The 25,119-nt window shown below is 72.9% G+C and carries 24 protein-coding genes and 1 tRNA gene; 15 read left to right on the top strand and 10 right to left on the bottom strand.

Annotated features, from left to right (window positions below):
- Window positions 1-270: 270 nt before the first annotated feature.
- On the bottom strand, window positions 271-3,018 hold the full coding sequence (gene aceE / locus AC3ERT_RS07705) for a pyruvate dehydrogenase (acetyl-transferring), homodimeric type (protein ID WP_435173348.1): 2,748 nt from the start codon (window positions 3,016-3,018) through the stop codon (window positions 271-273).
- A gap of 458 nt (window positions 3,019-3,476) precedes the next feature.
- Here aceE and AC3ERT_RS07700 point away from each other — a divergent pair, with 458 nt between their 5' ends.
- From AC3ERT_RS07700 to AC3ERT_RS07665, 8 genes are all read left to right on the top strand, one after another.
- On the top strand, window positions 3,477-3,917 hold the full coding sequence (locus AC3ERT_RS07700) for a DUF3052 domain-containing protein (protein WP_103883542.1): 441 nt from the start codon (window positions 3,477-3,479) through the stop codon (window positions 3,915-3,917).
- Window positions 3,918-4,104: 187 nt separating this feature from the next.
- Window positions 4,105-4,563: a peroxiredoxin gene (locus AC3ERT_RS07695; RefSeq protein ID WP_435173443.1), complete on the top strand. Its 459-nt coding sequence runs from the start codon at window positions 4,105-4,107 to the stop codon at window positions 4,561-4,563.
- 103 nt (window positions 4,564-4,666) lie between these two features.
- Entirely contained in the window at window positions 4,667-5,242 is a 576-nt protein-coding gene (locus AC3ERT_RS07690; protein WP_335981060.1) for a TerD family protein, read from the top strand.
- A 50-nt stretch (window positions 5,243-5,292) separates the two neighbouring features.
- Window positions 5,293-5,868, top strand: a complete 576-nt coding sequence (locus tag AC3ERT_RS07685; RefSeq protein WP_335981061.1) for a TerD family protein — start codon at window positions 5,293-5,295, stop codon at window positions 5,866-5,868.
- A gap of 64 nt (window positions 5,869-5,932) precedes the next feature.
- Window positions 5,933-7,102 carry a DUF475 domain-containing protein gene (locus AC3ERT_RS07680; RefSeq protein ID WP_435173346.1) on the top strand — a complete coding sequence of 390 codons (1,170 nt, stop codon included), beginning with the start codon at window positions 5,933-5,935 and terminating at the stop codon, window positions 7,100-7,102.
- A 104-nt stretch (window positions 7,103-7,206) separates the two neighbouring features.
- Window positions 7,207-7,938, top strand: coding sequence for a TerD family protein (locus AC3ERT_RS07675; RefSeq protein WP_335981063.1), 732 nt, complete (start codon window positions 7,207-7,209; stop codon window positions 7,936-7,938).
- 160 nt (window positions 7,939-8,098) lie between these two features.
- Window positions 8,099-10,123 (top strand): hypothetical protein, encoded by a 2,025-nt coding sequence (locus AC3ERT_RS07670; protein WP_435173344.1) that lies wholly within the window; start codon window positions 8,099-8,101, stop codon window positions 10,121-10,123.
- Complete coding sequence (locus AC3ERT_RS07665; protein WP_435173342.1) at window positions 10,120-11,652, top strand: type 1 periplasmic-binding domain-containing protein; 1,533 nt, start codon at window positions 10,120-10,122, stop codon at window positions 11,650-11,652. Before AC3ERT_RS07670 ends, AC3ERT_RS07665 begins: the two co-directional genes overlap by 4 nt.
- Before the next feature lie 33 nt (window positions 11,653-11,685).
- Here AC3ERT_RS07665 and AC3ERT_RS07660 read toward each other — a convergent pair whose 3' ends face one another.
- Entirely contained in the window at window positions 11,686-12,627 is a 942-nt protein-coding gene (locus AC3ERT_RS07660) for a TerD family protein (protein WP_435173340.1), read from the bottom strand.
- Between the two features lie 193 nt (window positions 12,628-12,820).
- Between AC3ERT_RS07660 and AC3ERT_RS07655 the strand changes: the two genes are divergently transcribed.
- Genes AC3ERT_RS07655 through AC3ERT_RS07645 form a run of 3 tightly spaced genes read left to right on the top strand, consistent with a single transcriptional unit; the run spans window position 12,821 to window position 17,415 of the window.
- Window positions 12,821-13,993, top strand: a complete 1,173-nt coding sequence (locus tag AC3ERT_RS07655) for an HpcH/HpaI aldolase/citrate lyase family protein (protein ID WP_435173338.1) — start codon at window positions 12,821-12,823, stop codon at window positions 13,991-13,993.
- A 39-nt stretch (window positions 13,994-14,032) separates the two neighbouring features.
- The gene (locus AC3ERT_RS07650; protein ID WP_435173337.1) at window positions 14,033-16,585 is read left to right on the top strand and encodes a phosphoribosyltransferase; all 2,553 of its coding nucleotides are present in this window, start codon (window positions 14,033-14,035) and stop codon (window positions 16,583-16,585) included.
- Window positions 16,582-17,415: an HAD family hydrolase gene (locus tag AC3ERT_RS07645; RefSeq protein WP_435126510.1), complete on the top strand. Its 834-nt coding sequence runs from the start codon at window positions 16,582-16,584 to the stop codon at window positions 17,413-17,415. The genes AC3ERT_RS07650 and AC3ERT_RS07645 overlap by 4 nt, the downstream gene beginning before the upstream one ends.
- Window positions 17,416-17,442: 27 nt before the next feature.
- Here the strand turns inward: AC3ERT_RS07645 and AC3ERT_RS07640 are convergent, their stop codons facing one another.
- From AC3ERT_RS07640 to AC3ERT_RS07630, 3 genes are all read right to left on the bottom strand, one after another.
- Window positions 17,443-18,744 carry an MFS transporter gene (locus AC3ERT_RS07640; protein WP_435173336.1) on the bottom strand — a complete coding sequence of 434 codons (1,302 nt, stop codon included), beginning with the start codon at window positions 18,742-18,744 and terminating at the stop codon, window positions 17,443-17,445.
- 77 nt (window positions 18,745-18,821) lie between these two features.
- The gene (locus tag AC3ERT_RS07635) at window positions 18,822-19,490 is read right to left on the bottom strand and encodes a GntR family transcriptional regulator (protein ID WP_435126505.1); all 669 of its coding nucleotides are present in this window, start codon (window positions 19,488-19,490) and stop codon (window positions 18,822-18,824) included.
- A gap of 95 nt (window positions 19,491-19,585) precedes the next feature.
- Window positions 19,586-20,221 (bottom strand): nucleoside/nucleotide kinase family protein, encoded by a 636-nt coding sequence (locus AC3ERT_RS07630; RefSeq protein WP_335981075.1) that lies wholly within the window; start codon window positions 20,219-20,221, stop codon window positions 19,586-19,588.
- A 67-nt stretch (window positions 20,222-20,288) separates the two neighbouring features.
- Between AC3ERT_RS07630 and AC3ERT_RS07625 the strand changes: the two genes are divergently transcribed.
- Together AC3ERT_RS07625 and AC3ERT_RS07620 are read left to right on the top strand one after the other, a co-directional pair.
- Window positions 20,289-20,948 carry an O-methyltransferase gene (locus tag AC3ERT_RS07625; RefSeq protein ID WP_435173334.1) on the top strand — a complete coding sequence of 220 codons (660 nt, stop codon included), beginning with the start codon at window positions 20,289-20,291 and terminating at the stop codon, window positions 20,946-20,948.
- A gap of 16 nt (window positions 20,949-20,964) precedes the next feature.
- Window positions 20,965-21,189: an FmdB family zinc ribbon protein gene (locus AC3ERT_RS07620; RefSeq protein WP_435173333.1), complete on the top strand. Its 225-nt coding sequence runs from the start codon at window positions 20,965-20,967 to the stop codon at window positions 21,187-21,189.
- A gap of 236 nt (window positions 21,190-21,425) precedes the next feature.
- Here AC3ERT_RS07620 and AC3ERT_RS07615 read toward each other — a convergent pair whose 3' ends face one another.
- Window positions 21,426-22,667 (bottom strand): hypothetical protein, encoded by a 1,242-nt coding sequence (locus tag AC3ERT_RS07615; protein ID WP_435173331.1) that lies wholly within the window; start codon window positions 22,665-22,667, stop codon window positions 21,426-21,428.
- Window positions 22,668-22,886: 219 nt separating this feature from the next.
- Here AC3ERT_RS07615 and AC3ERT_RS07610 point away from each other — a divergent pair.
- A tRNA-Val gene (locus AC3ERT_RS07610) sits at window positions 22,887-22,958 on the top strand.
- Window positions 22,959-23,487: 529 nt separating this feature from the next.
- On the top strand, window positions 23,488-23,727 hold the full coding sequence (locus AC3ERT_RS07605) for a helix-turn-helix domain-containing protein (protein WP_435173330.1): 240 nt from the start codon (window positions 23,488-23,490) through the stop codon (window positions 23,725-23,727).
- 22 nt (window positions 23,728-23,749) lie between these two features.
- Here the strand turns inward: AC3ERT_RS07605 and AC3ERT_RS07600 are convergent, their stop codons facing one another.
- The 4 genes from AC3ERT_RS07600 to AC3ERT_RS07585 form a co-directional block, all read right to left on the bottom strand.
- Window positions 23,750-23,911, bottom strand: a complete 162-nt coding sequence (locus AC3ERT_RS07600; RefSeq protein WP_435173328.1) for a hypothetical protein — start codon at window positions 23,909-23,911, stop codon at window positions 23,750-23,752.
- A gap of 124 nt (window positions 23,912-24,035) precedes the next feature.
- Window positions 24,036-24,425, bottom strand: coding sequence for a hypothetical protein (locus tag AC3ERT_RS07595; RefSeq protein WP_435173327.1), 390 nt, complete (start codon window positions 24,423-24,425; stop codon window positions 24,036-24,038).
- Window positions 24,422-24,637 carry a hypothetical protein gene (locus tag AC3ERT_RS07590; protein ID WP_435173325.1) on the bottom strand — a complete coding sequence of 72 codons (216 nt, stop codon included), beginning with the start codon at window positions 24,635-24,637 and terminating at the stop codon, window positions 24,422-24,424. Before AC3ERT_RS07590 ends, AC3ERT_RS07595 begins: the two co-directional genes overlap by 4 nt.
- The gene (locus AC3ERT_RS07585; RefSeq protein ID WP_435173323.1) at window positions 24,634-24,873 is read right to left on the bottom strand and encodes a hypothetical protein; all 240 of its coding nucleotides are present in this window, start codon (window positions 24,871-24,873) and stop codon (window positions 24,634-24,636) included. The genes AC3ERT_RS07590 and AC3ERT_RS07585 overlap by 4 nt, the downstream gene beginning before the upstream one ends.
- Between the last annotated feature and the right edge of the window lie 246 nt (window positions 24,874-25,119).

Here is a 25,119-nt window from a genome sequence, read left to right as displayed (position 1 = left end):
CGGCCACTGCCGGAAGGTCCGGGAGCACTGGGCGCCGCCCCGCGCGTGGCGGCTTTTCAGGGGCGCGAGGAAACTGCGCGAGCAACCGTCCACCGGCAGAAGGTCCGGCACCCTCCGTTGCCGCCCCGCGCGGGCGGACCGCTGGGGCGCGGGCACCCCCTTCCGTTGCCGCCTACCCGGGCGGATCAGGGCGCCGCCGAACGCGGAAGGCCCGCACCGGGCGAACCGGTGCGGGCCTTCACATGTGATCGGCTGAAGCCGAGCGCAGCGCTACGCGTCGCCGCCCGCGGCACCCGGATGAGCCGCGGAAGCGTCGAGCAACTGGTACCGGTCCACCGCCTGCTTGAGCGCGGAGCGCTCCACCTTCCCCTCGGCCGCCAACTCCGTGAGCACCGCCAGCACCACCGACTCCGCGTCGATGTGGAAGAACCGCCGCGCCGCCCCCCGCGTGTCGGCGAAGCCGAACCCGTCGGCACCGAGCGAGGAGTACCGCCCGGGCACCCACCGCGCGATCTGGTCCGGCACGGACCGCATCCAGTCCGAGACGGCCACGAACGGCCCCTGCGCCCCGGACAGCTTGCGGGTCACCCACGGCACCCGCTGCTCCTCCTCGGGGTGCAGCAGGTTGTGCTCCTCGACCGCCACGGCCTCGCGCCGCAGCTCGTTCCAGGACGTGGCGGACCACACGTCGGCCCGTACGTTCCACTCCTCCGCGAGGATGCGCTGCGCCTCCAGCGCCCACGGCACCGCCACCCCGGACGCGAGGATCTGCGCGGGGATCTCCCCGGTGCTGCCGGACCGGAAGCGGTGCACCCCCTTGAGGATGCCCTCGACGTCCACGTCGGCCGGCTCGGCGGGGTGCTGGATCGGCTCGTTGTAGACCGTGAGGTAGTAGAAGACGTCCTCGCCGGGCTTGCCGTCCGCGGTCTCCCCGTACATCCGGCGGAGCCCGTCCTTGACGATGTGCGCGATCTCGAAGGAGTACGCCGGGTCGTACGCGACGCACGCCGGGTTCGTGGAGGCCAGCAGCTGGGAGTGGCCGTCGGCGTGCTGGAGGCCTTCACCCGTGAGGGTGGTCCGCCCGGCGGTCGCCCCGAGCACGAAACCGCGCGCGAGCTGGTCGGCCATCTGCCAGAACTGGTCACCGGTGCGCTGGAACCCGAACATCGAGTAGAAGACGTACACCGGGATCAGCGGCTCGCCGTGGGTGGCGTACGCCGACCCGGCGGCGATCAGCGACGCGGTGCAGCCGGCCTCGGAGATGCCGTCGTGCAGCATCTGCCCGGTCGGCGACTCCTTGTACGCGAGCAGCAGCTCGCGGTCCACCGACTCGTACTGCTGGCCGAGCGGGTTGTAGATCTTCGCGCTCGGGAAGAACGCGTCCATGCCGAACGTGCGGTACTCGTCGGGCGCGATCAGCACGAAGCGCTTCCCGATCTCCTTGTCCCGCATCAGGTCCTTCAGGATGCGGACGAAGGCCATCGTGGTGGCGATCGACTGCTGGCCCGAGCCCTTCCGCGCGGCCGCGTACGCCTTGTCGTCGGGCTGCGGCAGCGGCTTGGCGCGCACGATCCGGGTCGGCACGTAGCCACCGCAGGCCTTGCGGTGGTCGTGCATGTACTGGATCTCCTCGGAGTTCCGGCCCGGGTGGTAGTAGGGCGGGTACCCCTCGTCGAGCTGCTTGTCGGTGATCGGCAGGTGCAGCCGGTCCCGGAAGCCCTTGAGGTCGTCGACGGTGAGCTTCTTCATCTGGTGGGTCGCGTTGCGGCCCTCGAAGTTCGGGCCCAGCGTCCAGCCCTTGATGGTCTGCGCGAGGATCACCGTCGGCTGGCCCTTGTGCTCCAGGGCGGCGGTGTAGGCGGCGAAGACCTTGCGGTGGTCGTGGCCGCCGCGCCCGAGGTGCAGGATCTGCTCGTCGGTGAGGTGCTCCACCATCTTCCGCAGCCGCTGGTCGCCGCCGAAGAAGTGCTCGCGGATGTACCCGCCGGTCTCGGTGGCGTACGTCTGGAACTGGCCGTCCGGCGTGGTGTTCATCTTGTTGACCAGCAGGCCGTCGCGGTCCTGGGCCAGCAGCGGGTCCCAGGAGCGGTCCCAGACCAGCTTGATGACGTTCCAGCCGGCGCCGCGGAACTGCGACTCCAGCTCCTGGATGATCTTGCCGTTGCCGCGCACCGGGCCGTCGAGCCGCTGGAGGTTGCAGTTGACCACGAAGGTCAGGTTGTCCAGGCCCTCGCGGGCGGCGATGGACAGCTGGCCCAGCGACTCCGGCTCGTCCATCTCGCCGTCGCCGAGGAACGCCCACACGTGCGACTTGGAGGTGTCGGCGATGCCGCGCGCCTCCATGTAGCGGTTCATCCGCGCCTGGTAGATCGCGCTGAGCGGGCCCAGGCCCATCGAGACGGTCGGGAACTCCCAGAAGTCCGGCATCAGCCGCGGGTGCGGGTAGCTGGACAGGCCGTCGGGGGCCTTCGACTTCTCCTGCCGGAACGCGTCGAGCTGCGCCTCGGTGAGCCGGTCGAGCAGGAAGGCGCGGGCGTAGATGCCCGGGGAGGCGTGGCCCTGGAAGAAGACCTGGTCGCCGCCGAGGCCGTCGTCCTTGCCGCGGAAGAAGTGGTTGAAGCCCACGTCGTACAGCGACGCGGAGGACGCGAAGGTCGCGATGTGGCCGCCGACGCCGATACCGGGGCGCTGCGCGCGGGAGACCATCACCGCGGCGTTCCACCGGGTGGCGTTGAGGATCTTGCGCTCGATCTCCTCGTTGCCGGGGAAGAACGGCTCGTCCTTGGTGGCGATGGTGTTGACGTAGTCGCTGCTGCGCATCTCGGGGACCGCGACGCGCTTCTCGCGGGCCCGCTCGATCAGGCGGAGCATCAGGTAGCGGGCGCGCTCCCGGCCCCGCTCGTCGATGGCCGCGTCGAGCGAGTCGAGCCATTCCGCCGTTTCCTCGGGATCGAAATCCGGGACCTGGCTGGGAAGGCCGCCAATGATGATCGGGTTGCGATCTGATCCGGAAGCCACGCTGTTCCTTCGCTCACTAGGCTGCTACGGGATGGGTACGAGGTGTCGCCGGGCGTGATCGGACGGCCGCGATCGGCCGCCGGTGCCCTGTCCATCGTGTACCGCGGCCGTTCGGTACGTCATCTCTACCGGGCGGTAACCCCAGGTGGACGGCCAAATCCGAACTCTACGCCCACTCGGACGTACGACCGACTCCCGGGCCAACACTCTGCAAAACGGGCAACCCCGGCGGATGCCGACGATCTGCGTCACCATGGGAGGGTGCGCACGGCGACAAGGCGGCGGGGAACTTGCCATGAAGACGGTCGAATCATCACTGTTTCGGCGGTCTCGTACGGCGGGTACTTGCGCGATCCGCCCCGCCCGTGTGGACTACCGCCAATAAGCTCGCACCGTCGCGGGCACATACAGACCATGAAGACCCGCACGACATCAGTGCCCATGACAGGAGGCAAAGCGTGAGCGCGACCGCGGACCACGCGGAGGAGCGGACCAACCCGGCGAGCCGGCTTGGTTTCGAGCCCGGACAGGTGGTCCAGGAGCTCGGGTACGACGAGGATTGCGACCAGGAGCTTCGCGAGGGGATCGAGGAGCTCACGGGTGAGGAGCTCGCCGACGAGGAGTACGACGACGTGCCCGACGCCGTCCTGCTGTGGTTCCGCGAGGACGACGGCGACCTCACCGACGCGCTCGTCGACGCCACGTCGACGATCGACCCCGGCGCCCCGATCTGGCTCATGACCCCGAAGACCGGGCGTGACGGCCACGTCGAGCCGAGCGAGATCGGTGAGGCGGCGCAGACCGCGGGGCTGGCGCAGACCAGCAGCGTGAACGCCGCGAAGGACTGGACGGGCAGCCGTCTGGTGACGCCGAAGGCAGCGAAGGCCGGCAAGCGGTAAGTGCGGGGACGGGGTCGCGCCGTAGTGGGTTGCGGCCCGTTCCCGGCTGCCCCTGCCGTTGTGGCTGGTCGCGCAGTTCCCCGCGCCCCTTTTGGGTGGCTGCGCGCCGCGGAAGAGGCGCGCCACCATGAGGGGCGGGGGGCTGAAACCTGTCCAGTCACAGATGAACACGGCGGAGCTGCTGGCCATGCATGATCTCGCGGGGGAGCCCGCTCCGGACTTCCGGTTGAAGGACCAGCACGGCCGTGCCGTGGGTTTGGCGGACTTCAGGGGCCGCAGGAACGTGCTGCTGATGTTCTTCCCGTTCGCGTTCACGAGTGTGTGCTCCGGCGAACTTCGGGCGATCCAGCAGGAGTTGGACCTGTTCCAGGATGAGGACACCCAGGTCCTGGCGGTGTCGTGCGACTCGATGCACGCGCTGCGCGCCTTCTCCGACGCCGAGGGCCTGGACTTCCCGCTGCTGAGCGACTTCTGGCCGCATGGCGTGGTGTCCCGTGCCTACGGCGTCTTCGCCGAGGACAAGGGCTGTGCGCTGCGCGGCACGTTCGTGATCGACCGCCGGGGCACGGTGCGCTGGACCGTGGTGAACGGCCTGCCGGACGCACGCGATCTCGACGAGTACCGGAAAGCCCTGTCCGCGCTGTGACGGCATCGGGAACGTGTCACTAGGCTCTGGACGTTGATCCAGGACCGCAGTACACAACGACCCACACCGTACCGACGGGCGGGGAAACCGAACGGGAGGACTCGTGGGAGTCAGCCTCAGCAAGGGTGGCAACGTCTCGCTGACGAAGGAGGCGCCCAACCTCACGGCGGTCGTCGTCGGCCTGGGATGGGACGCCCGGACCACCACCGGCAGCGACTTCGACCTCGACGCCAGCGCGCTGCTCACCGACGAGCAGGGCAAGGTCCTTTCCGACCAGCACTTCGTCTTCTTCAACAACCTCAAGAGCCCGGACGGCTCGGTCGAGCACACCGGCGACAACCTCACCGGTGACGGCGAGGGCGACGACGAGGTGATCAACGTCAGCCTGGCCACCGTGCCGGCGAACGTGGCGAAGATCGTCTTCCCCGTGTCGATCTACGACGCGGAGCCGCGCCAGCAGAGCTTCGGCCAGGTGCGCAACGCCTACATCCGCGTGGTGAACGCGGCCGACGGCAGCGAACTGGCGCGCTACGACCTGACCGAGGACGCCTCCACCGAGACCGCGATGGTCTTCGGCGAGCTGTACCGGCACGGCGCGGAGTGGAAGTTCCGCGCCATCGGCCAGGGCTATGCCTCGGGGCTGCGCGGCATCGCCCAGGACTTCGGCGTCAACGTCTGACCACCGCCACCAGGCTTGCCCACACCACGTGTGAGGGGGAAAGGACCACGATGGGCGTCACGCTCGCCAAGGGGGGCAACGTCTCCCTGTCCAAGGCCGCGCCGAATCTCACCCAGGTGCAGATCGGCCTCGGCTGGAGGGCCCGTTCGACCACCGGCGCCGACTTCGACCTGGACGCCAGCGCGCTGCTGTGCTCCGGCGGCCGGGTGCTGGGGGACGAGTACTTCGTCTTCTACAACAACCTCAAGAGCCCGGAGGGCTCGGTCGAGCACACCGGCGACGACCTGACCGGCGGCAGCGGCGGCGACGACGAGACGATCCTGGTCGACCTCACCACGGTGCCCGCCAACGTCGACAAGATCGTCTTCCCGGTGTCGATCTACGACGCCGACGCCCGGGTGCAGACCTTCGGCCAAGTCAGCGACGCCTACATCCGCGTGCTCAACCAGTCCGACGGCGCGGAACTGGCGCGCTACGACCTGACCGAGGACGCCTCCACCGAGACGGCGATGATCTTCGGCGAGCTCTACCGCTACAACGGCGAGTGGAAGTTCCGTGCAGTCGGCCAGGGGTACGCCTCCGGACTGCGCGGGATCGCCCTAGACTTCGGGGTCAACGTTTCGTAAAGCCGCGCGCCCGCGCGGGGGACCCTTGGGCTCAAGGGATCACAAGGGATTGGGTGGGAAGCACGTGCTCCTCAGAACATTCGGCTGGTCGTTCGGCATCACTGCCGCAGGCCTGGCCCTGGCCGGCATCCTCTGGGGAGGCAAGGGCCTCGCCATCGTGGCGATCCTGTCCGTCCTGGAGATCTCGCTCTCGTTCGACAACGCGGTCATCAACGCGGGCATCCTGCGCAAGCTGAACGCGTTCTGGCAGAAGATCTTCCTGACCGTCGGTGTGCTGATCGCCGTCTTCGGCATGCGGCTGGTCTTTCCGATCGTCATCGTGGCCGTCACCGCGAAGCTCAGCCCGTGGGAGGCGGTGCGGATCGCGGTCAACGACCACGACCGCTACGAGAACCTCGTCACCAACGCGCACCCGGCGATCGCCGCCTTCGGCGGCATGTTCCTGTTGATGATCTTCCTCGACTTCATCTTCGAGGACCGGGAGATCACCTGGCTGTCCTGGCTGGAGAAGCCGCTCGCCAAGCTCGGCAAGCTGGACATGCTGTCGGTGGTGGTCGCCATGGTCGCCCTGGTGATCGCCGGCACCACGGTCGCGGACTCGGTGCCGCTGCACGGCGGGCACGGCACGGTCGACAAGGCCGAGACGGTGCTGCTGGCGGGCGTGGCCGGCCTGATCACCTACCTGGTGGTCGGCGGCATCTCCGGCTTCTTCGAGGAGCGCCTCGAGGACGAGGAGGAGGGCGACGAGGACGGCGAGCCCGAGATCGAGGTCGCCAAGGCGCCGGCGGGCGGCAGCGGCGCGAGCGTGGTGCGCAGCGTCGGACTGGCCGGCAAGGCCGCGTTCTTCATGTTCCTCTACCTGGAAGTGATCGACGCGTCGTTCTCCTTCGACGGCGTCATCGGCGCCTTCGCGATCAGCAACGACATCTTCGAGATCGCGCTGGGCCTGGGCATCGGCGCGCTGTACATCCGGTCGCTCACCGTCTTCCTGGTCCGCAAGGGCACCCTGGACGACTACGTGTACCTGGAGCACGGCGCGCACTACGCGATCGGCGCGCTGGCGGTCATCCTGCTGGTCACCATCAAGTACGAGGTCAGCGAGGTCATCACCGGCCTGGTCGGCGTTGTCCTGATCCTGGCGTCGTACTGGTCGTCGGTGGTACGCAACCGCCGTCTCGGGGAAGACTCCGGGCAGTCGGACGACGACAAGGCGGAAGTCACGTCCGGGGTCTGACCCCGGCCGCGCACCCGCCGCTGCCCCCGCCCTCCGGCGGGGGCAGCGGCGTGTGCGCGCGGTGGCGGCCACGGCCGAGAGCAACTAGGGGAGGACGGACCACAATGTCCTGGTGGCGGTTCCTGCGGCCCAACGGCCCGGACCAGTTCGACGTGACCAACGCGCACGTGGTGGAGCTCACCAAGCGGCGGCCGGAGCTGTCGCTCACCAAGCAGGGCGCCGCGGTCGGCAACATGCGGGTGAACCTGTCCTGGCAGATGCGGCCGTCCGACACCGGGGACTGGGCGACCGACCGGGGCGGCTTCCTGCGCCGCCAGATCGACGTGTTCAAGCCACGTATCGTGCAGGCGGCCGGGCCGGCGATGGTCAACGTGGACCTGGACCTGGCGTGCCTGTACGAACTCGCCGACGGCACCAAGGGCGTGGTGCAGCCGCTCGGCGGCTTCCACGGCGACCTGGACGGGCCGCCGTACATCCAGATGTCCGGCGACGACCGGTTCGGCGGCACCTCGGGCGAGACGATGTACATCAACTTCGACAAGCGCGAGGAGTTCAAGCGCCTGCTGGTGTTCGTGTACATCTACGACGGCACGCCCGCGTTCGACCGCACCCACGCGAAGGTGGAGATCTTCCCCGGGTCGGGGCCGCGGATCGAGATCCCCCTCACCGAGCGGGAGCCGCAGGCGCGTTCGTGCGCGGTGGTGCTGATAGAGAACCGCAAGGACGAGATGGTCGTACGCCGCGAGGTGCGGTACGTCTACGGTTTCCAGGCCGAGATCGACCGGCTCTACGGCTGGGGCCTGCAATGGGGGCGCGGCTACAAGTCCAAGGTCTAGAACTCCTGTTCAGCCCTTTTCGCGGCACGCGGTAGGCGTCCGACGGCTTGCCCGAGGCATGTGCCAGTACCGGGGAATGTCCCAAGTCGCTTGCGTACTGCGGGAATTGGGGCATTGTGGTGTGCCACCACAGGCATGGCGCGGTGCACGGGGGGTTGACATGCCCGAATGGCCTGGCCGGTCCGCGCGGGACCGGCGCATCCTCACCTACCTCGGGTCCCGGCTGATCCTCGACGACCCGGGCGTGGTCGTGCCGCTGCCCGCGGTGCTGCTGCTGGGCCCCCGGGGCAGCGGCAAGACCACGACGCTGGGCGTCGTGGCGGAGTGGGGCCGGGCGCACCCGTGCGCGGGCCTGGACCTGGAGGCCATGCGGCGCGGCGGCGCGACCGTCTTCGACGTCCTGGTGGACCTGGCGTTCCAGTTGCAGGAGCACAAGGAGGGCTTCCGCCCGCTGCACTTCCCGTCCTTCACGCTGCTGCTGATGTCGCTGCGGGCGTCGGTCGAGACCGAGGACATGGACCGGGCGGTCCGCGAGATGCGCGCGCTGCTCCTCCAGGGCTCGAGCGGGCAGGGATACGACCCGGAGTCCCTGGAGTCGTTCATCGAGGGCGTGGCCACGGCCGTCGGCGGCCTGCCGGTCGCCTGGATCGCCCAGATCCTCCCCGGCATCACCTTCGCCCGGCGGTTCCGGGCGCGGTGGGGGCTGCACCGGCGGATCGGCCACGCCGCGGCGGCGGTGGGCACCCCGCGGGCGGGCGCGGGGTTCCTGGTCCGCGCCAACCGGCTCTACCACGGCGACCCGGTGCAGCGCCGCAGGGTCGAGGGGATGCTCTTCGCCGCCTTCCGAGCCGACCTGGTCGCCGCCTACGCCACCACCCGGCACCGGCGCACCTCCGCCTGCCTGATCACCCTCGACAACGTGGACACCGAACTCGGCGACGCGCTGCTGGAGTTGCTGCTCGCCGCCCGGGAGGAGCCGGGCGCGGCCCCCGACCCGCTGCTGGTGGTCGCGGCCGCCCGCCGGGCGCCGGGCGAGCTGATCGGGGCGGGCGGCGCGACGGTGTCGCCGTCCGATGACGCCGCGAGCTGGGCCGGCGGCGCCTTCACCCCGGTGCGCACCGGCCGGCTGCACGTCGGCCGGCTGCGGGACCTGGACGCCGGGGAGGTGGAGGCGCACGCCAAGCGGCTGCTGCGGGCCCTGCCGGACGACGACCAGCCCGCGGTGGCCCGCGCGTCGGCGTGGCTGGGCTGGAACGTGTACGCCGCGACCCGCGGCCAGCCCGCCGCCACCGGCGCCCTGCTCGACGCGCTGGGCCGGTTCCCGGCCGCCACGCCCTGGGCGGAGCGGCTGGAGCGCTGGCCGCAGCTCCCGGTCCGGCCGGTGCCCGGCCGGGACGAGGCGGGCGGCCTGCCGACCGTGGCCGAGTCGGTGCTCGACGTGCTGCTCGCGGACTGCGACACCGGACTGCGCCGGGTGCTGCCGCGCGCGGCGGCCGCCGCTTCCCATGTGCAGGCCGAGGCCGCGCCGGGGCTGTGGGCGGGTGTGTCGGGCGTGCAGCAGCGGGCGTTCGCCACCCATGGCGAGGTCGCCTTCCACCCGGCGGCGCGCTACCTGCTGCTGCGCCGGCTCGACGCGGACCGCAACGCGCGCGGCGCCGCCTCCTGGGACGGCGCGCACACGGCGCTGGGCGCGGCGGCGCTGGAGGAGGAGGGCGCCTCGGGCGAGAGCACCGGGCGCACCCTCGCCTACCACAGCCTGGCCCGCGGCGACCTGGCCGCGGCGGCGGACTACCTGCGCGGGCGCTTCCCGCCCGTGACGCCGGCCGACGCCTGGTGCCGGGACCTGTCCTACCTCCAGCGCGCCCCCGCCCGGTGGCACGAGGGCCGGATCGAGCCGGCCGAGGACCGCTACGAGCGGCTGGTCGGCGACCCGCCGGGCGACGAGGCGCGGCGCGCCGTCGTCCGGCTGCTGGCGGCCGGCTGGATCACCGCGCACCCGGGCAGCGACCCGTACGCGCGACTGTACGAGGACCCGTTCGGCGATCCGTTCGCCGAGCTGTACGACGACATCGCGCACGAGTTCCGCAACCTGCGGGACGTCCGGGGCATCGGCGCCGCCGCCCGGGCGGTGTTCGCGGCCAGGGCCAGGGAGTACGACGAGCTCTACAGGGGGAAGCCGTGGTGAACGGCGCAGTGCCACCGTCCGATCCGGACGACAGGATCGAGGGGCCCGCGGTGCCGCCGTCCCCGCCGCGCAGGTGGCCGCGGGTCGCCGTCGCGGTGGCCGCCGCCCTGGTGCTGGTGGCCGCGGTCCTCGCCGTGGTGCACGTGGTGCGCGACCACGACTGCGCCACCGACGGCACGAAGGTGGGCGGCGAGTGCATCGGCGTCAGCGACGGCTCGTACTCCTTCGAGTCCTCCCTCACACCGGTCATGGACCGGATCAAGGAGGCGAACCGCGCGGTCGTGAAGTCGGGCAAGCCGTGGGTGGACGTCGCCTATGTGGAGCCGATCACCAAGGAGCAGGACCAGGAGTCCGTCAAGTACGGCATCCGCAAGGAGCTGGAGGGCGCCTACCTCGCCCAGCAGCAGCTGAACGACGTGCAGTTGGGCGGACACGGCGAGGTGCCGCAGATCCGGCTGCTCGTCGCCAACTCCGGGCTGCGCTCGGAGCAGTGGCAGAAGCTGTCGCAGGTGCTGATCCGGCGGTCGCAGCGCAAGGACCACCCGCTGGTCGGGGTCGCCGGGTTCGGCCAGAGCCGCGACGGGACGCTGGACCTGGTGCGGGCGCTGCGGGCGGCGAAGGTGCCGATGATGGGCGCCACGGTGACCGCCGACGGCCTGACCGACCCGGACGAGGTCGGGTTCTTCAGCGTCTCCTCGCCCAACTCCGCCCAGGTCAGCGCCGCGGTGAAGTACCTCAAGCAGCAGCAGGACAAGACCGCCGGCTACACGGTCGCGGTGGTCCGCGACCGCAACCAGCAGGACATCTACAACACCTCCCTCTACAGCGACTTCACCCGGGACGCCGCGGCGCGCAGGCTCGCCCTGGACGGCGGCGACCTGGAGTACGTCTCGGGCATCGACGGCGTCAGCAACGCCATGTCCGCGGTCGCCGACCGGGTGTGCGACAAGCACCCCGACGCGGTCTACTTCGCCGGGCGCGGCGCCAACCTGCGGGACTTCATCGTCGCGATGGCCGCGCCCGACCGCAGGTGCGAGGTCACGGTGCTCACCGGGGACGACGCGGTCGGCGTCTACTACGACGGCTCGGCGTCGGCGGCCACCAAGGAGCAGTTCGCGCAGGACTGGCGGACCAGCCGGGTGACGGTGCTCTACACCGCGCTCGGCCACCCCGCGCTGCCCGGCGTGGTCTACCCCGCGGCCAAGGACCCGTATCCCGCCTTCCGGGACCTGTACCACCAGCAGTTCGGCGGCATCGGGGACACCGAACTCCAGGACGGGCAGGTGATACTGGGCCACGACGCGGTGTGGACGCTGGGCGAGGCGATCCGGGAGGCGGCCGGCCCGGCCGGCACCGTGGCGGTGACCGCGGGCAGCACGCTCAACGGCCTGGTCGGCGGGAACGACGTGACCGGGGTGAGCGGCCCGATCCGGCTGGGCCCGGACGGCGACCCGCAGGACAAGCCGATCGCGCTGGTGCGGCTGGAGACGGACGGGCGCTACGACTTCCAGCAGGTCGTCACGCCGTGACCGCGGCTCCGGGGTGTCCCCGGAGAGCGCTGCTCAGGCGTTCTGGAACTGCGGGCCCTGCGGCGGCAGCGTGAAGTGGCCGTCGGGCGCCGGGGGAGCCGCCGGCGCGGCGGGCGGCGCGGCCACCGGCTGCGGGTAGCCGTACGCCGGGTACGCCGGCTGGGGCTGCTGGTGGACCACCGGCTGCTGCGCGGGCGGGGGCGGCACGGCCGGGGCGACCGGCTGCGGGTAGCCGTAGGCGGGCTGGGCGGGCACGTGGGAGGGGTAGGGGGCCGCCAGCGGGTAGCCGTAGGCCCCGGAGGGCTCCGGGGCCGCCACGGTGGGCCCTGCGGGCGCGGGGTAGCCGCCGGTGGGGCCGGGCGCGGGCAGCGCGGCGGTGGGGCCCGCGGCGGCGGTGGCGCCCTGCGGCGGTGCGGCGGGGTCCGGCTCGCCGTCGTCGACCGCGATGCCGTACTCCGTGGCGAGGCCGACCAGGCCGGTGGCGTACCCCTGGCCGAGCGCGCGGAACTTCCAGCCGGCGCCCTTGCGGTACAGCTCGCCGCAGATCAGCGCGGTCTCGTGGCCGGTGTCGGGCACCACGTCGAAGGTGACCAGCGGCGCGGCGTGCTGCGGGCCGGCCGCGTCGTAGAGCGCCAGCACCAGGCCGGGGACCTGCCGGAACGGCCCGCCGTCGCACGAGGCGGCGACCACCACCCGGGCCACCTCCGGGTCGAGCGCGGCCAGGTCGACCTCCACGGTGTCGGTCAGGCCCTCCGGGACGCGCTGCTTGGGCAGATGCCGGGCGACGCCCGAGGGGTGCCGCGGGGCGTTGTAGAAGACGAAGTCGGCGTCGGAGCGCACCCGGCCGCCGGAACCGAGCAGCAGCACGGAGGCGTCGACATCCGGGGCCCCCGGCGACGGGCTCCAGCGGAGCACCGCCCGGATGCCCGAGGCGTCCAGCGGGATGTTCGAGCCCTTCACCATCACGTGCGTCATGACCGCCATCCTGCCCGCCCGGCGGGGCGGCCCACAACGCCGCGGGCGCGCACGGCGGCGGACACCCGGCCGACCGCCACTGGTTACCTGTTTGTCACGCGCGGTGGGAACCTTTACGTCGGGGATGTACGTACGATAATCGGCCACGCGATTGACGCCTGTCCTCGCGGCTATGACGGTGAAAGGGGGGCGTGTGCGACACTTCGGGCACCTTGCGTCGGATCTCAGGGGTGAACTTTTCCACCGGGAACCTCAGGAGTTCGCCGCCGATTCGCCCGGGCAGGTCCTCGCGACCGCCCTGGGCGCCACGCTCTACTCGCCGGCGACCCGCCCGCACCTCGCCGACGACGTGCTCAAGCAGGCCGCCCGCGGTGTGGTCTCCATGGTGCTGTGCCTGGAGGACTCCATCGACGACCGCGACGTCGAGGCGGGCGAGGCCAACCTCGTCCGGCAGTTCGCCGACCTCGCCACCCGCCCCGGCTCCGAGCGGCTGCTGCCGCTGCTGTTCATCCGGGTCCGCACCCCCGCGCAGATCACCGACCTGGTCGCCCGGCTGGGCGGCACCGTACGGCTGCTGTCCGGATTCGTACTGCCGAAGTTCACCGAGGAGAGCGGCGTCCCCTTCCTGGAGGCGCTCGCCGCCGCCGAGGGCGCCTCCGGCCGGCGGCTGTTCGCCATGCCGGTCCTGGAGTCCCCGGAGCTGATGCACCTGGAGAGCCGGGTGGAGACGCTGCACGGCATCTCCCGCACCGTCGACAAGTACCGCGACCGGGTGCTCGCGCTGCGGCTGGGCGTCACGGACTTCTGCTCCTCCTACGGCCTGCGCCGCGCCCCGGCGATGACCGCCTACGACGTGCAGATCGTCGCCGCCGTCATCGCCGACGTCGTCAACGTGCTGGGCCGCGCGGACGGCAGCGGGTTCGTGGTCACCGGCCCGGTGTGGGAGTACTTCCGGCACCACGAGCGGATGTTCAAGCCGCAACTGCGCCGCAGCCCGTTCACCCCCGAGGCGGAGGACCTGCGCGACACGCTCATCCAGCAGGACATGGACGGCCTGCTGCGCGAGATCGAACTGGACCGCGCCAACGGCCTGCTCGGCAAGACCTGCATCCACCCCAGCCACGTGCCGGTGGTCAACGCGCTGAGCGTGGTCACCCACGAGGAGTACTGCGACGCCGCCGACATCCTGCACGAGGACCGCAGCGGCGGCGGGGTGCTCCGCTCCGCCTACACCAACAAGATGAACGAGGTGAAGCCGCACCGGGCCTGGGCCGAGCGCACCTTGCGCCGCGCCGAGGTCTTCGGAGTCGCCCGCGAGGACATCGGCTTCGTGGAACTGCTCGCCGCGAGCCTGCCCCCCGCCTGACCGGCGCCCGCCGCCCCGTCACCGAAGGACACCCGCCTGATGCCCGACAACACGCCCCGGACCGGGCCCCACCCGCCCTGGACCGGGCAGTGGGTGGCCGACCGCCTCGGCGTCACCCTGCACGGCGACCGCCTGACCGACCTGCTCGGCCTGGCGCTGCGGCGCAACCCCAAACGGGCCCACCTGCTGGTCTCCAACGTGCTCGGCAAGCACGTCCCGCAGGACCCCCGCACCGTCTACGGCCACGCCCACGCGCTCGGCGTGCGGGTACGGGAGCTGCTGGGGCCCGACGAGGCGGCGCGCGCGGTCGTGCTCGGCTACGCCGAGACCGCCACCGGCCTCGGCCACGCGGTCGCCGACGGCCTCGGCCCCGCGCCCTACCTGCACTCCACCCGCCGCGCGGTGCCCGGCCTGACCCCGCAGGGCGGGTTCGAGGAGGAGCACAGCCACGCCACCTCCCACCTGCTGCTGCCCGAGCAGCCCGACCTGCTGGCCGGCCCTGGCCCGCTGGTGCTGGTCGACGACGAGTTCTCCACCGGCCGCACCATCCGCAACACCATCGCCGCCCTGCACGCCCGGCACCCGCGCGAGCGCTACGTCGTGGTCGCCCTGACCGACATGCGCTCGGCCGCCGACCGCGACGCGCTGCGCGCCTTCGCCGCCGCACTGCCCGCGCGCGTCGACGTGGTGGCCCACGCCACCGGAAGCGTCAGCCTGCCGGACGGGGTGCTCGGCAAGGGCCAGGAGCTGGTCGCCGCCCACAGCGCGGCCGACGAGGTGCCCGCACCCGGCCCCGGGCCGGCCGCCGGCCGCCGCGTCTCCCGGGTGCCGCTCGACTGGCCCGCGGGCCTGCCCGACGGCGGACGGCACGGCTTCCTGCCCGGGCACGCCGGGCAACTGGACCGCGCGCTGCCCGCGATGGGCGCGCGACTCGCCGACGCGCTGCCGCCGGCCGCGACCAGCGTCCTCGTCCTGGGCAACGAGGAGCTGATGTACGCCCCGCTGCGGCTCGCCCGGGCGCTCCAGGACACCCTGGAGGCGCGGGCGCACGGCAGCACCCCGGCCGCCGTCCGCTACTCCACCACCACCCGCTCCCCGGTGCTGGCCGTCGACGACCCGGGGTACGCCATACGCAGCCGGATCGTCTTCCCCGCCCACGACGACCCGACGGATGCGGGCAGCACCGACCGGTTCGCGTACAACGTGCGCGGGTTCGACGCGGTGGTGTGCGTGGTGGACTCCGCCGGGGACACCCCCGCCCTGCACGCGCCCGGCGGGCTGCTGGACCGGCTCGCCGCCGCCACCGACGCGGTCCTGCTCGCGGTGGTGCCGTCCTACCGACCGAACGGAACCCCGCAACCGATGAGCTCGCCGCAGACCCCGCACACCCCGCACCCCACGACCGACCTCGGCCTGGCCGAGCCGCTGCGGGGGCCGGAGTTCTCCTTCTACGCGCCCGAGGAGGTCGGCTGGCTGCTCAAGGACCTCTCCGGCGTCGAGCTGGAGGCACCCGTCGAGGAGCGCGAGGAGGCCGTCCAGAACGGCGGCGCGCACTACGCCGAGTCACTGCCGGTGGAGTACCAGCCCAGCCCGGAGTACCAGGAGCTGTTCCGCTCGGCGCTGGACGCCTCGGCGCTGCGGATCGCCCGCGCGGTGGGCACCGTCACCGAACTGGTGCTGGCCGAGCGCGGCCCGGACGCCGTGCTGGTCTCGCTCGCCCGCGCCGGCACCCCCGTCGGCGTGCTGATGCGCCGCTGGGCGCAGCACGCGCACGGACTGCGGCTGCCGCACTACGCGGTCTCCATCGTCCGCGGCCGCGGTATCGACGCCAACGCGCTGCGCTGGCTGGCCGCCCACCACGACCCGGCCGACGTGGTGTTCGTCGACGGCTGGACCGGCAAGGGCGCCATCACCCGCGAACTCGCCGCCGCCGTGGCGGAGTTCGAGGCCGCGGCCGGGACGGCGCCGGTCGGCCGCGCGGTCGGCCGCTTCGACCCGGAGATCGCGGTCCTCGCCGACCCCGGCGGCTGCGTGCGGACCTACGGCACCCGCGACGACTTCCTGGTCCCCTCCGCCTGCCTCAACTCCACCGTCTCCGGGCTGGTCTCCCGCACGGTCCTGCGGGACGGCCTGATCGGCCCCCGGGACTTCCACGGCGCCAAGTTCTACCGCCAGTTGCGGGACTCCGACGTCTCCGCGCTCTTCCTCGACACCATCACCGCCGCCTTCGACGCGGTCGGCGACGGCGTCGCCGAGGACGTCAAGGCGCTGCGCGCGCAGGACCGTTCGCCGACCTGGGCCGGCTGGGCCGCGGTCGAGCGGATCAGCGAGGAGTACGGCATCGGCGACGTCAACCTCGTCAAGCCCGGCGTCGGTGAGACCACCCGGGTGCTGCTGCGCCGGGTGCCGTGGAAGATCCTCGCCCGGCGCGGCGCGGGCGCGGACCTGGAGCACGTACGCCTGCTCGCCGCCCAACGCGGCGTGCCCGTCGAGGAGGTGGACGACCTGCCGTACACCTGCGTCGGCCTGATCCACCCGCGCTACACGCGCGGCGCCACCGGGGCGGACGGCAAGGCGGTGGGCGCGAAGTGACCCGCACACCGGCGCCCGCGCCGCACCGCACCGTGGTCGCCAGCGACCTGGACCGCACCCTGGTGTACTCCGCCGCCGCGCTGGCCCTGGCCATGCCCGACGAGCACGCGCCGCGGCTGCTGTGCGTCGAGGTCCACGAGGCCAGGCCGCTGTCCTACCTCACCGAGACCGCCGCGCGGCTGCTGGTCGAACTCGCCGACACCGCGCGGTTCGTGCCCGCCACCACCCGCACCCGCAAGCAGTACCGGCGGATCAGGCTGCCCGGGCGGGTGCCGCGGTACGCGATCTGCGCCAACGGTGGCCACCTGCTGGTCGACGGGCGCACCGACCACGACTGGCACGACGAGATGCGGCGCCGGCTCGCCGACGGCTGCGCGCCGCTGGCCGAGGTCCGCGCGCACCTGGCCGCCACCTCCGACCCGGAGTGGCTGCGCAAGGAGCGGATCGCCGAGGACCTGTTCGCCTACCTCGTGGTCGACCGCGAACGGCTCCCGGCCGGCTGGGTGAAGGAACTCGCGGCCTGGGCCGAGCCGCTCGGCTGGACCGTCTCGCTCCAGGGCCGCAAGATCTACGCGGTGCCCAAGCCGCTGCGCAAGTCCGCCGCGCTGGCCGAGGTCGTCCGGCGCACCGGCGCCGAACGGGTGCTCGCCGCCGGCGACTCCCTCCTGGACGCCGACCTGCTGGACGCCGCCGACGTCGGCTGGACCCCCGGGCACGGCGAGCTGGCCGACACCGGGTGGACCGCGCCCCATGTCACCGCGCTGCCCACCGTCGGCGTGGCCGCCGGCGAGGAGATCGTGCGCCGCATGCTGGAGCGCCTGGCCCGGTGAACCCTCCCGTGCTCCGGCGGCGCTACCTCAACGTGTCGCCGGAGTACGGGCGCTGGTGACGATGACCGCCAGGCAGCCGACCGCGAGCACCGCCAGCGCGCACAGCATCACGGCGTAGCCGACGAGCGGCGCGGCGGCCGCCAGCACCGTCGGCAGCAGGAACCCGGCGTACGCGGCCGCGTAGTACACCCCCGTCAGCCCCGCCAGGTCGTCGGGCCGGGCGATGCGCTGGATCTCCACCAGCCCGGAGACGATCGCGATGCCGTAGCCCGCGCCCAGCACCAGCGCACCGGCCGGCGCCAGCCACGGCGAGCCGGTCACCGCGACCAGCGCGCACACCGCCATGCCCAGCGCCATCAGCACCATCGCCACCGACATCGCCGCCACCGTCGAGCGCGCCCCCAGCCGCTTGGCGAACGGCTGCACCACCGCCCCCATGCCCAGCGTCAGCACGGTCAGCGCGGTGGCGTACGCCAGCCCCCAGTCGCCCAGCCGCGCGTCCACCAGCTGCGGCGTCACGGCGTACGCGATGCCCGCCGACCCGAACACCCAGGGCGCCAGCGGCAGTACGACCCGCAGGAAGCGGCGGTGCCCGGCCGCCGGGACCCGCAGGTCCGCCAGCAGCCCGCCCGGCGCCGCCCCGCCCGCGGCCGGTGCGCGGGTCTCCGGCGCCCGCAGCATCACCCCCAGCAGCACCGCCCCCACGGCCACATGGACCAGGAACGGCAGCGCCGTCGGCCACGGCCCCCACTGCGCCAGCGCCCCCGCCACGCCCGGCCCGACCCCGAAGCCCACGGTCAGCGCGAGCGAGCTGCGCCGTGCCCCGGCCCCCGCGTCGGCGGCCGGATCGTAGGGCCCCTGCGACAGTTCCTTCACCCAGCTCGACCCCACGGCCATCGCGATCCCCACCGCGGCGCCGGTCAGCAGCCGCCCGGCCACGAGCGGGGCGAGGCCGAGCGAACCGGCCGCCAGCACCGCGCTGGCCAGCAGCGACAGCAGCGTGCCCGCGATCATCAGCGGCCGCCGCCCCCACCGGTCGGAGAGCGGGCCGCCGATCATCAGGCCGGGTATGAGCCCGACGACGTAGGCGCCGAGCAGCGCGTCGACGACGACCGTCGAGTAGCCGTCGGTACGGCGGTACATCAGCAGGAGCGGGGTGAACTGGTTGCCGCCCCACCCGCACGCGACGAGCCCGGCGGCGGCCTGCCGCCAGCCCCGCGCGCTCCCGGCGCTTCCGGTGGGGCCGGTGGGGCCGGTCAGGGCGGTACGGGGGCCGGGGGAGGAGGAGGTGCCGACGGCGGAAGCGGTGTCGGCGGTGGGGGCGGTCACCGTGGTGGTCCTTTCCGCGCCGCGGCCCCGGGGTCCGGAGCCGGCGGGCGTGGGTGGCGCGGTCTGCGGGGGCGGCGTCAGCGGCCGGTGCCGTCGAGGGCGCGGTGGGTGTCGTCGAGGTGGCGGCGCAGGGCGGCGGCGAAGGCGGACTCGTCCCGGGCCGCGATGTGGCCGACCAGGGCCTCGTGCTCCCGGGCGAGCACGCTCAGCCGGTCCGGGCGCGGCCGCAGCGCGTGCACGGCCATCCGCCGCTGGCGGTCGCCTAGCGAGGCGTAGAACCGCTCGGCGAGGGTGTTGCCGGACGCGGCGACGATCGCGAGGTGGAACGCCTGGTCGAGGCGGGTGAACGTGTCGACGTCCAGGTCCCGGGCGGGGGCCGCCTGCTCCGCCAGGCAGCCGCGGAGCCGGCCGACCGCGTCGGCGAGCGCGCCGTCGTCCGCCGCCAGCAGCCGGCGCACCGCCGCGCACTCCAGCGCCTCGCGCACCTCCAGCACGTTGGCCGCCTCGTGCGGCGGCACCGGGACGACGACCGCGCCCCGCTTGGGGATCAACCGCAGCAGCTCCTCGCCCTCCAGCCGCAGGAAGGCGGCCCGCACCGGGGTGCGGCTCAGGCCGATCCGGTCGGCGACCTCGACCTCGCTGATCAGGCTGCCGCCGGGCAGGTCACCGGCGAGGATGCGCTCCTTGGTGTCGGCGTAGGCCCGTTCGGCCGCGGAGGGGGAGGCGCCGGGGCGCGGGTTGTCCATGCATGCACCCTAGCATGGATACATGTAGCAGCCATGAGTTGCTGGCGGGCGGCCATGGTTGCTGACGGGCCTCCCGGGTGACTCCGGCGATCGGCTCAGGCGCCGCGTTCCGCCGCGACCACGCGGGAGCAGCGGGCGCGGCCCGCCTCGGCCCGGCGGGCGTTCGGCCGCTCGCTGTCGGCGATGAAGGCGGCCGCCTCGTCCTGCGAGCGCCCGCCCCGTACGTGCCGGTGCAGCAGCCGGCGCTCCCGCAGCCGCTGGGGCGTGTCCACGTACCACAGGTCGTCCAGCAGGTCGCGGATCTCGGACCAGCCGTCCGCGTCGTCGGCCAGGTAGTTCCCCTCGGTGACCACCAGCCGTACGGCCGCGGGCACCACCAGCTCGGCGGCGACCGGCTCGTCCAGGCGCCGGTCGAACCCGGGCGCGTAGACCGGCCCGGTGCGGGGCGTCGCGCGCAGGCGCCGCAGCAGGTGCAGATAGCCGTCGACGTCGAACGTCTCCGGCGCGCCCTTGCGCCCGCGCAGCCCCAGCCGGTCCAACTGGGCGTTGGACAGGTGGAACCCGTCCATCGGCACGTACGACGCCGTGTCCGGGCCGAGTCGGCCATTGACCCCGCTGACCAGCCGCTGCGCGAGCGTCGACTTCCCGGCGGCGGGCGGGCCGGCCAGCCCCAGCAGCAGCCTGCGACCTGGAATGCTGGGCACCATGGCGACCACGTCATCGACGAGCATCCGGCCAGCCTAGGCCAGCGCCGACCGGGTCAGGCCAGAGCTTCACACCCCCGACGGGAGACGAGCGTTGTACGAGACGAAGAACCCGCAGCTCACGCCGGAGCTCTACGCGTACGTCCTGGCGCACAATCCGCCGCTGAGCCCCACCCAGCGCGCCCTGGTGGACACCACGCACCGGCAGTACGCCGACGTCGCCGGGCTCCAGACCGCCGAGGAGCAGGGCGCCCTGCTGGCGTTCCTGGTCCGGCTCACCGGCGCCCGCCGGATCGTGGAGGTGGGCACGTTCACCGGCTTCTCCACCCTCTCGATGGCCGCGGCCCTCCCCGCCGGCGGGCAGGTCATCGCCTGCGACGTCTCCGAGGAGTGGACCTCGGTCGGGCGCGCCGCCTGGGCCGACGCCGGCGTCGCCGACCGCATCGACCTGCGGATCGCCCCCGCGATCGAGACCCTCCGCGCCCTGCCCGACGGCCCCTGGATCGACTTCGCCTTCCTCGACGCCGACAAGGGGTCCTACGTCGACTACTGGGAGGAACTGGTGCCCCGCATGACCCCCGGGGGCCTCCTCGTCGTGGACAACACCCTCTTCCACGGTGACGTCACCGACCCGGCCAAGGGCGGCGGCGCCGCCGCGATCCGCGCCTTCAACGACCACGTACGCGCCGACGACCGCGTCGACGACGTCCTCCTCACCATCGCCGACGGCACCACCCTCGCCCGCAGGCTCTGACGGCTACTCTGAAGCCATGCCCCGTTACGAGTACCGCTGCAAGGCCTGCGGCTTCACCTTCGAACTCCGCCGCCCCATGTCCCAGTCCGACGCCCCGGCCCCCTGCCCCCGCGGCCACGCCGACACGGTCAAACTCCTCTCCACCGTCTCCGTCGCCTCCTCCTCCACACCCGCCTCCGGCGGCGGCGAAGCCGGCGCGGCAGCCGGCGGCGGCTGCTGCGGAGGCGGCTGCTGCGGCTGACCCTCCGGGGCGCCGCGGCGTGCCCGGGTGGGTCCCGGGCGTGCCCAGGGGCGCGGGGAACGGCGCGACCAGCCACTCACCGGCGGGTGGTCGCGTGTCGGCGGGTGCGTACCCCCGTGGCGTCGGGGTGCCCGGGTGGGTCCCGGGCGTGCCCAGGGGCGCGGGGAACGGCGCGAGCAGCCGTCCACCGGCAGGTGGTCCCGGGGTGGGGGCCCGTACCCGTGCGGCGGGTCCGTTCAACGCCCCGCCGCGCGGTCCTCCCTGATGTTGGACACCACCCGGTTCGCCGTCTCCCGCACCGCGGCCGTCTCCGTGAGGAACGCCCAGTAATCCGGGTGCCGCCCCTGCAACGCCCCCACCGCCCGGTCCAGCCGCGCCACCGCCTCGTCGAGCGGCCGCGCGTGCCTCGGCTCGGGCGTACTGCGCCCCTGCATCGCCAGCCGCTGCGCGTCACGGATCGCGAACCGCGTCTTCTCCACCTCGCCGCTCGGGTCCTTGCTGACCTCGTTGAGCCGGCGCAGCCGATCCCCGGCGGCGGCCACCGCCCCGTCCACCTCGTCCATCTGGGCCCGTACGGTCGCCAGCCGCGCGGTGGCGTCGGCCCACCGCTGCTCCGCCCGCGCCGCGCGGGCCTCCGCGAGGGCCTGCTCGGCGCGCCGGACCGCCTGCGCGGCCTGGTCCGGCACCTGTTGCAGGTCCTGCCAGCAGGCCGTCGAGAAACGCCGCCGCAACTCGCTGAGCACGGGAGCGACCCCCTCCGCCCGGGTGCCGAGCGCCTGCACCCGGGTGCGCAGCGACACCAGCCGCTTGTCGATCTCCTTCGCCCGCTCGGGCAGCCGCTCGGCCTCGGCCCGGACCGCCTCCGCGGTGCGCCGCATCTCGTCGGCGCGGCGGACCGTCGCCTGGACGCCGTGCTTGCTCGCACCTTCGTTGAGCTTCGTCAGCTCCGGGCCGAGCGTGGCCAGCCGGGCCGCGAGGTCGTCCGCCTTGAGCCCGGCGGCGCGCACCGCGTCCAGCGCCTGGCTCGCCGCGAGCAGCGACTGCTTGGCGCGCTCCCGGGCCGGCGCGAGCTGGGCGAGCTGCGTCTCGGCCTTGTCGAGCAGCGGGGCGAGGCCGGACTTGTAGCGTTCAAGCTCCTTCTTCGCGCTGGCCAGCTCGTGCTTCGCCTGGGTGAGCGCGGCCACCGCGCGTGAGGCCGCCGCGTGGTCCAGGTCGTCCCGGTCGATGTCGTTGGCGTCCACCGTCTCGATGTACGCCGCGCTGACCCGGTCGATCTTCTCCCCGAGGGCGCGGAAACCGTCCAGCGCCTGCCGCGCCTGCGGGGTGTCGTCGACCGCGGAGATCGTCTCTATCGCGATCTCCAGGTCCCGCTGGGCCGTGTCCAGGTCGTAGAACTCCTGGGCCGCGGCGTCCTTCGCGGCCTGGGCCTCCGCACGCAGATCGTCGCCGCGCCGCCACCACGAACGTGCCGTCGTCACAGTGACTCTCTCTCCCCGTGTTCGCTGCTCACCGTCTTTCCGCCCATCCTCCCACCCACCCGGCCCGAACACACGGTCCCCTGCCACCCGCCCCGGGCCCGCGGGACGGCCCCGGCCGATCCGTGGCCGGGCCCCCGACCGATCCGCGGCCGCGCCCGGAACGCCTCGCTTGCCGAGCACGCCCCACCCCGGGGTAACCTGTGTCGTCGCAGATCCCGCGGGCGTGTAGCTCAGTGGTAGAGCGCCGCCCTTACAAGGCGGATGTCGGCGGTTCGAAACCGTCCACGCCCACCCCGTGTATCAGCGATGACGTGACGAAGGGCCAGGTCAGGGAGTATTTCCCGGACTTGGCCCTTCGTCTTGCCTGGAATCCGGAGACCCTCTTCCGGAATCTGCTGGAACCTGTGTCGCTCCAGGCGTCTCCCAGATTTCTCCCAAAAGATCATGGCGGACCCGCAGGTCAACGCCCCATCCACACCCACGACACGGCCCCCGTCTCCCATGGAGACGAGGGCCGGTCTGCGCCAGGGGTACCGACTGGGGGCGCCCGGGTCGGCCCCCGACGCGTCTGGGGGTTGCTGAATACGACTACTGCACTGTCCAACGAGTTGCAGGGGAGGCGGTAGTTCACTCGATCGGGTGAACATACGTTCGAATCTCGCGCAGCGATTCTAGCCCCGCGGCGTCTGACCTGGGCCGCAGGGCTGACTCGCGGTGGTCGCCCGGGGAGATACCCCGGACGAGCGCCGGTCAATCATGATCACAGAAAGCGTCTGCACCGGCGCAGACACATGATCATCCGCGCCTCGACCGTGGGCGAATGCCCTCGATCCCCGACGAGCGCCAAGTCATCGGCGACCGCATCCGGCACCTACGACTCCACGCGAACCTCACCCAGGACGAGATCGTGCGGCGGACCGGACTCGACCGACGCACCGTGCAGAGGATCGAGCGGGCCGAAACCGACGCCCGCCTCTCCTGGCTCCTCGCCATCGCGGCCGCCCTCGACGTACCGCTCGCCGAGCTGGTCGCGGACGCGCCGCTGCCGCCCCGCGGATGACGGGGCGGCAGCGAGGCGGGACCTACTGCTGCTGCCCGCCGTTCAGTCTCCGGATCGTAGCCGCGGCCATCAGGCGGATTTCCTCGTCGTGGGTGGGGTCGGCGGCGACCCGTCCGAGGTACGCCGTGTCGCTGATGTCGTCGTCCTCGTCAGGCCCGGGCGTGGGGGTCTCGGGGTCGGCCATGCGCGTCTCCTCGGTGATGGGCGGTGGGTGGCCCCGGCGTGCGGTGGACAGCACACCGGGGCCGGTTGGCCGTCGCCGGGGGGTACGCCGGCGGCGGCCTGCCGCGGACGGGGAACCGCGGCAGTCAGGAGCCCGGTAGGGACATACGGGCGAGCTGGGCGCGAGCCACGTCCAGCAGGGGGTCTCTCACCTGCCAGGTGTGGCCGCCGACGTGCCCGTCCGGCTCGGTGCACACGTCCATGCCCGTATCGGACCGGCCCGGGCAGGCCGGTATCACGATCAGGTGCGGTCCGCCGCCGTGCAGCCACACCGCCCACACCGCCGAGCCGTCCTCCGCCTCCAGGTCCAGCGCCAGCCCATAGTGCGGGCCGCGGTGCCGGGCCTGGAGGTAGCAGGTGGGCGTCCCGACGAGGTCGCCCGGCGTGACGGGGCTGCCAGCGCCGAGACGGAGGGCGGCGTCGGTCAGAGACGGTCCGAGGCAGGTGGTCGTCGCGCAGGTGAGCGGGCGGCTCATGTCGGCTGTCCGGGCCGTATGGGCGCGGCGTCCCGGCGGCCGACGAACGCGGCGCCGGTGCCGAGGCGCGGTACAGCGCCGTGCTCGCGGACGTGCGTGGTGCAGCCGTAGACGGGGATCTCGCAGCCGCCGCCCGGCTGGGCCTCCCAGTGGAGCAGGGTCATCTCCCGGTCGGGCATGGAGTGCTGCCCGAGCTGGCACCAGGCGCTCACCGATGGGGCTCCGCCTCGGGCGGCGCCGGCAGCAGCCGCACGAGGTGCTGAACGACCTCCATCGGGAGCGGCGGCATGTACACGTAGTCGTCGCCGGCGAGGCTGCCCATCGGGGTGACGCGCTGAACGCGGTCCTCCGGGGCTCCCAACGCTCGCAGCAGGGTCCGCAGTTGGAGCGCCGCGTGCTGTGCCTCGGTCAGCTCCCACTCGGCGGGCGGGTGCAGTAAGGTCCCCATGTCGCGCCCCTTTCCGGCGTGGCCGCACCCCGGACCGGTCGGACGGTTGCGGGGCTTTCTGCTGCCCGCCCCACCACGTCGGTGCAGTGGGACAGGAGCGGAACTCGACGGTAGGACCCGGGCCCTTGCGCGCGCGATCAACTTGCACCAACTTGCACCCGAGTTTCTGGCCAGGTCCCTTACTCTCAGGCCCTCTTGACGGGGCATCACGGTGGAAGGACCGTGGTGCAAGTCCGTGAAAGCAAC

This window comes from Actinacidiphila sp. bgisy145, from assembly GCF_057708125.1.
The sequence above is the reverse complement of the archived record's forward strand: the minus strand, read 5'-3'. Positions and strand labels throughout refer to the sequence as shown.

Excerpts from the sequence above, each read along its gene's own strand:
- AC3ERT_RS07660 (WP_435173340.1), bottom strand. The coding sequence starts at position 12,627 with ATGACGCACGTGATGGTGAAGGGCTCGAACATCCCGCTGGACGCCTCG.
- AC3ERT_RS07685 (WP_335981061.1), top strand. The coding sequence starts at position 5,293 with ATGGGCGTCACGCTCGCCAAGGGGGGCAACGTCTCCCTGTCCAAGGCC.
- AC3ERT_RS07695 (WP_435173443.1), top strand. The coding sequence starts at position 4,105 with ATGCATGATCTCGCGGGGGAGCCCGCTCCGGACTTCCGGTTGAAGGAC.
- AC3ERT_RS07635 (WP_435126505.1), bottom strand. The coding sequence starts at position 19,490 with ATGGACAACCCGCGCCCCGGCGCCTCCCCCTCCGCGGCCGAACGGGCC.
- AC3ERT_RS07675 (WP_335981063.1), top strand. The coding sequence starts at position 7,207 with ATGTCCTGGTGGCGGTTCCTGCGGCCCAACGGCCCGGACCAGTTCGAC.
- AC3ERT_RS07620 (WP_435173333.1), top strand. The coding sequence starts at position 20,965 with ATGCCCCGTTACGAGTACCGCTGCAAGGCCTGCGGCTTCACCTTCGAA.
- AC3ERT_RS07595 (WP_435173327.1), bottom strand. The coding sequence starts at position 24,425 with ATGAGCCGCCCGCTCACCTGCGCGACGACCACCTGCCTCGGACCGTCT.
- AC3ERT_RS07670 (WP_435173344.1), top strand. The coding sequence starts at position 8,099 with ATGCCCGAATGGCCTGGCCGGTCCGCGCGGGACCGGCGCATCCTCACC.
- AC3ERT_RS07600 (WP_435173328.1), bottom strand. The coding sequence starts at position 23,911 with ATGGCCGACCCCGAGACCCCCACGCCCGGGCCTGACGAGGACGACGAC.
- AC3ERT_RS07605 (WP_435173330.1), top strand. The coding sequence starts at position 23,488 with ATGCCCTCGATCCCCGACGAGCGCCAAGTCATCGGCGACCGCATCCGG.
- AC3ERT_RS07650 (WP_435173337.1), top strand. The coding sequence starts at position 14,033 with ATGCCCGACAACACGCCCCGGACCGGGCCCCACCCGCCCTGGACCGGG.
- AC3ERT_RS07585 (WP_435173323.1), bottom strand. The coding sequence starts at position 24,873 with ATGGGGACCTTACTGCACCCGCCCGCCGAGTGGGAGCTGACCGAGGCA.
- AC3ERT_RS07630 (WP_335981075.1), bottom strand. The coding sequence starts at position 20,221 with ATGCTCGTCGATGACGTGGTCGCCATGGTGCCCAGCATTCCAGGTCGC.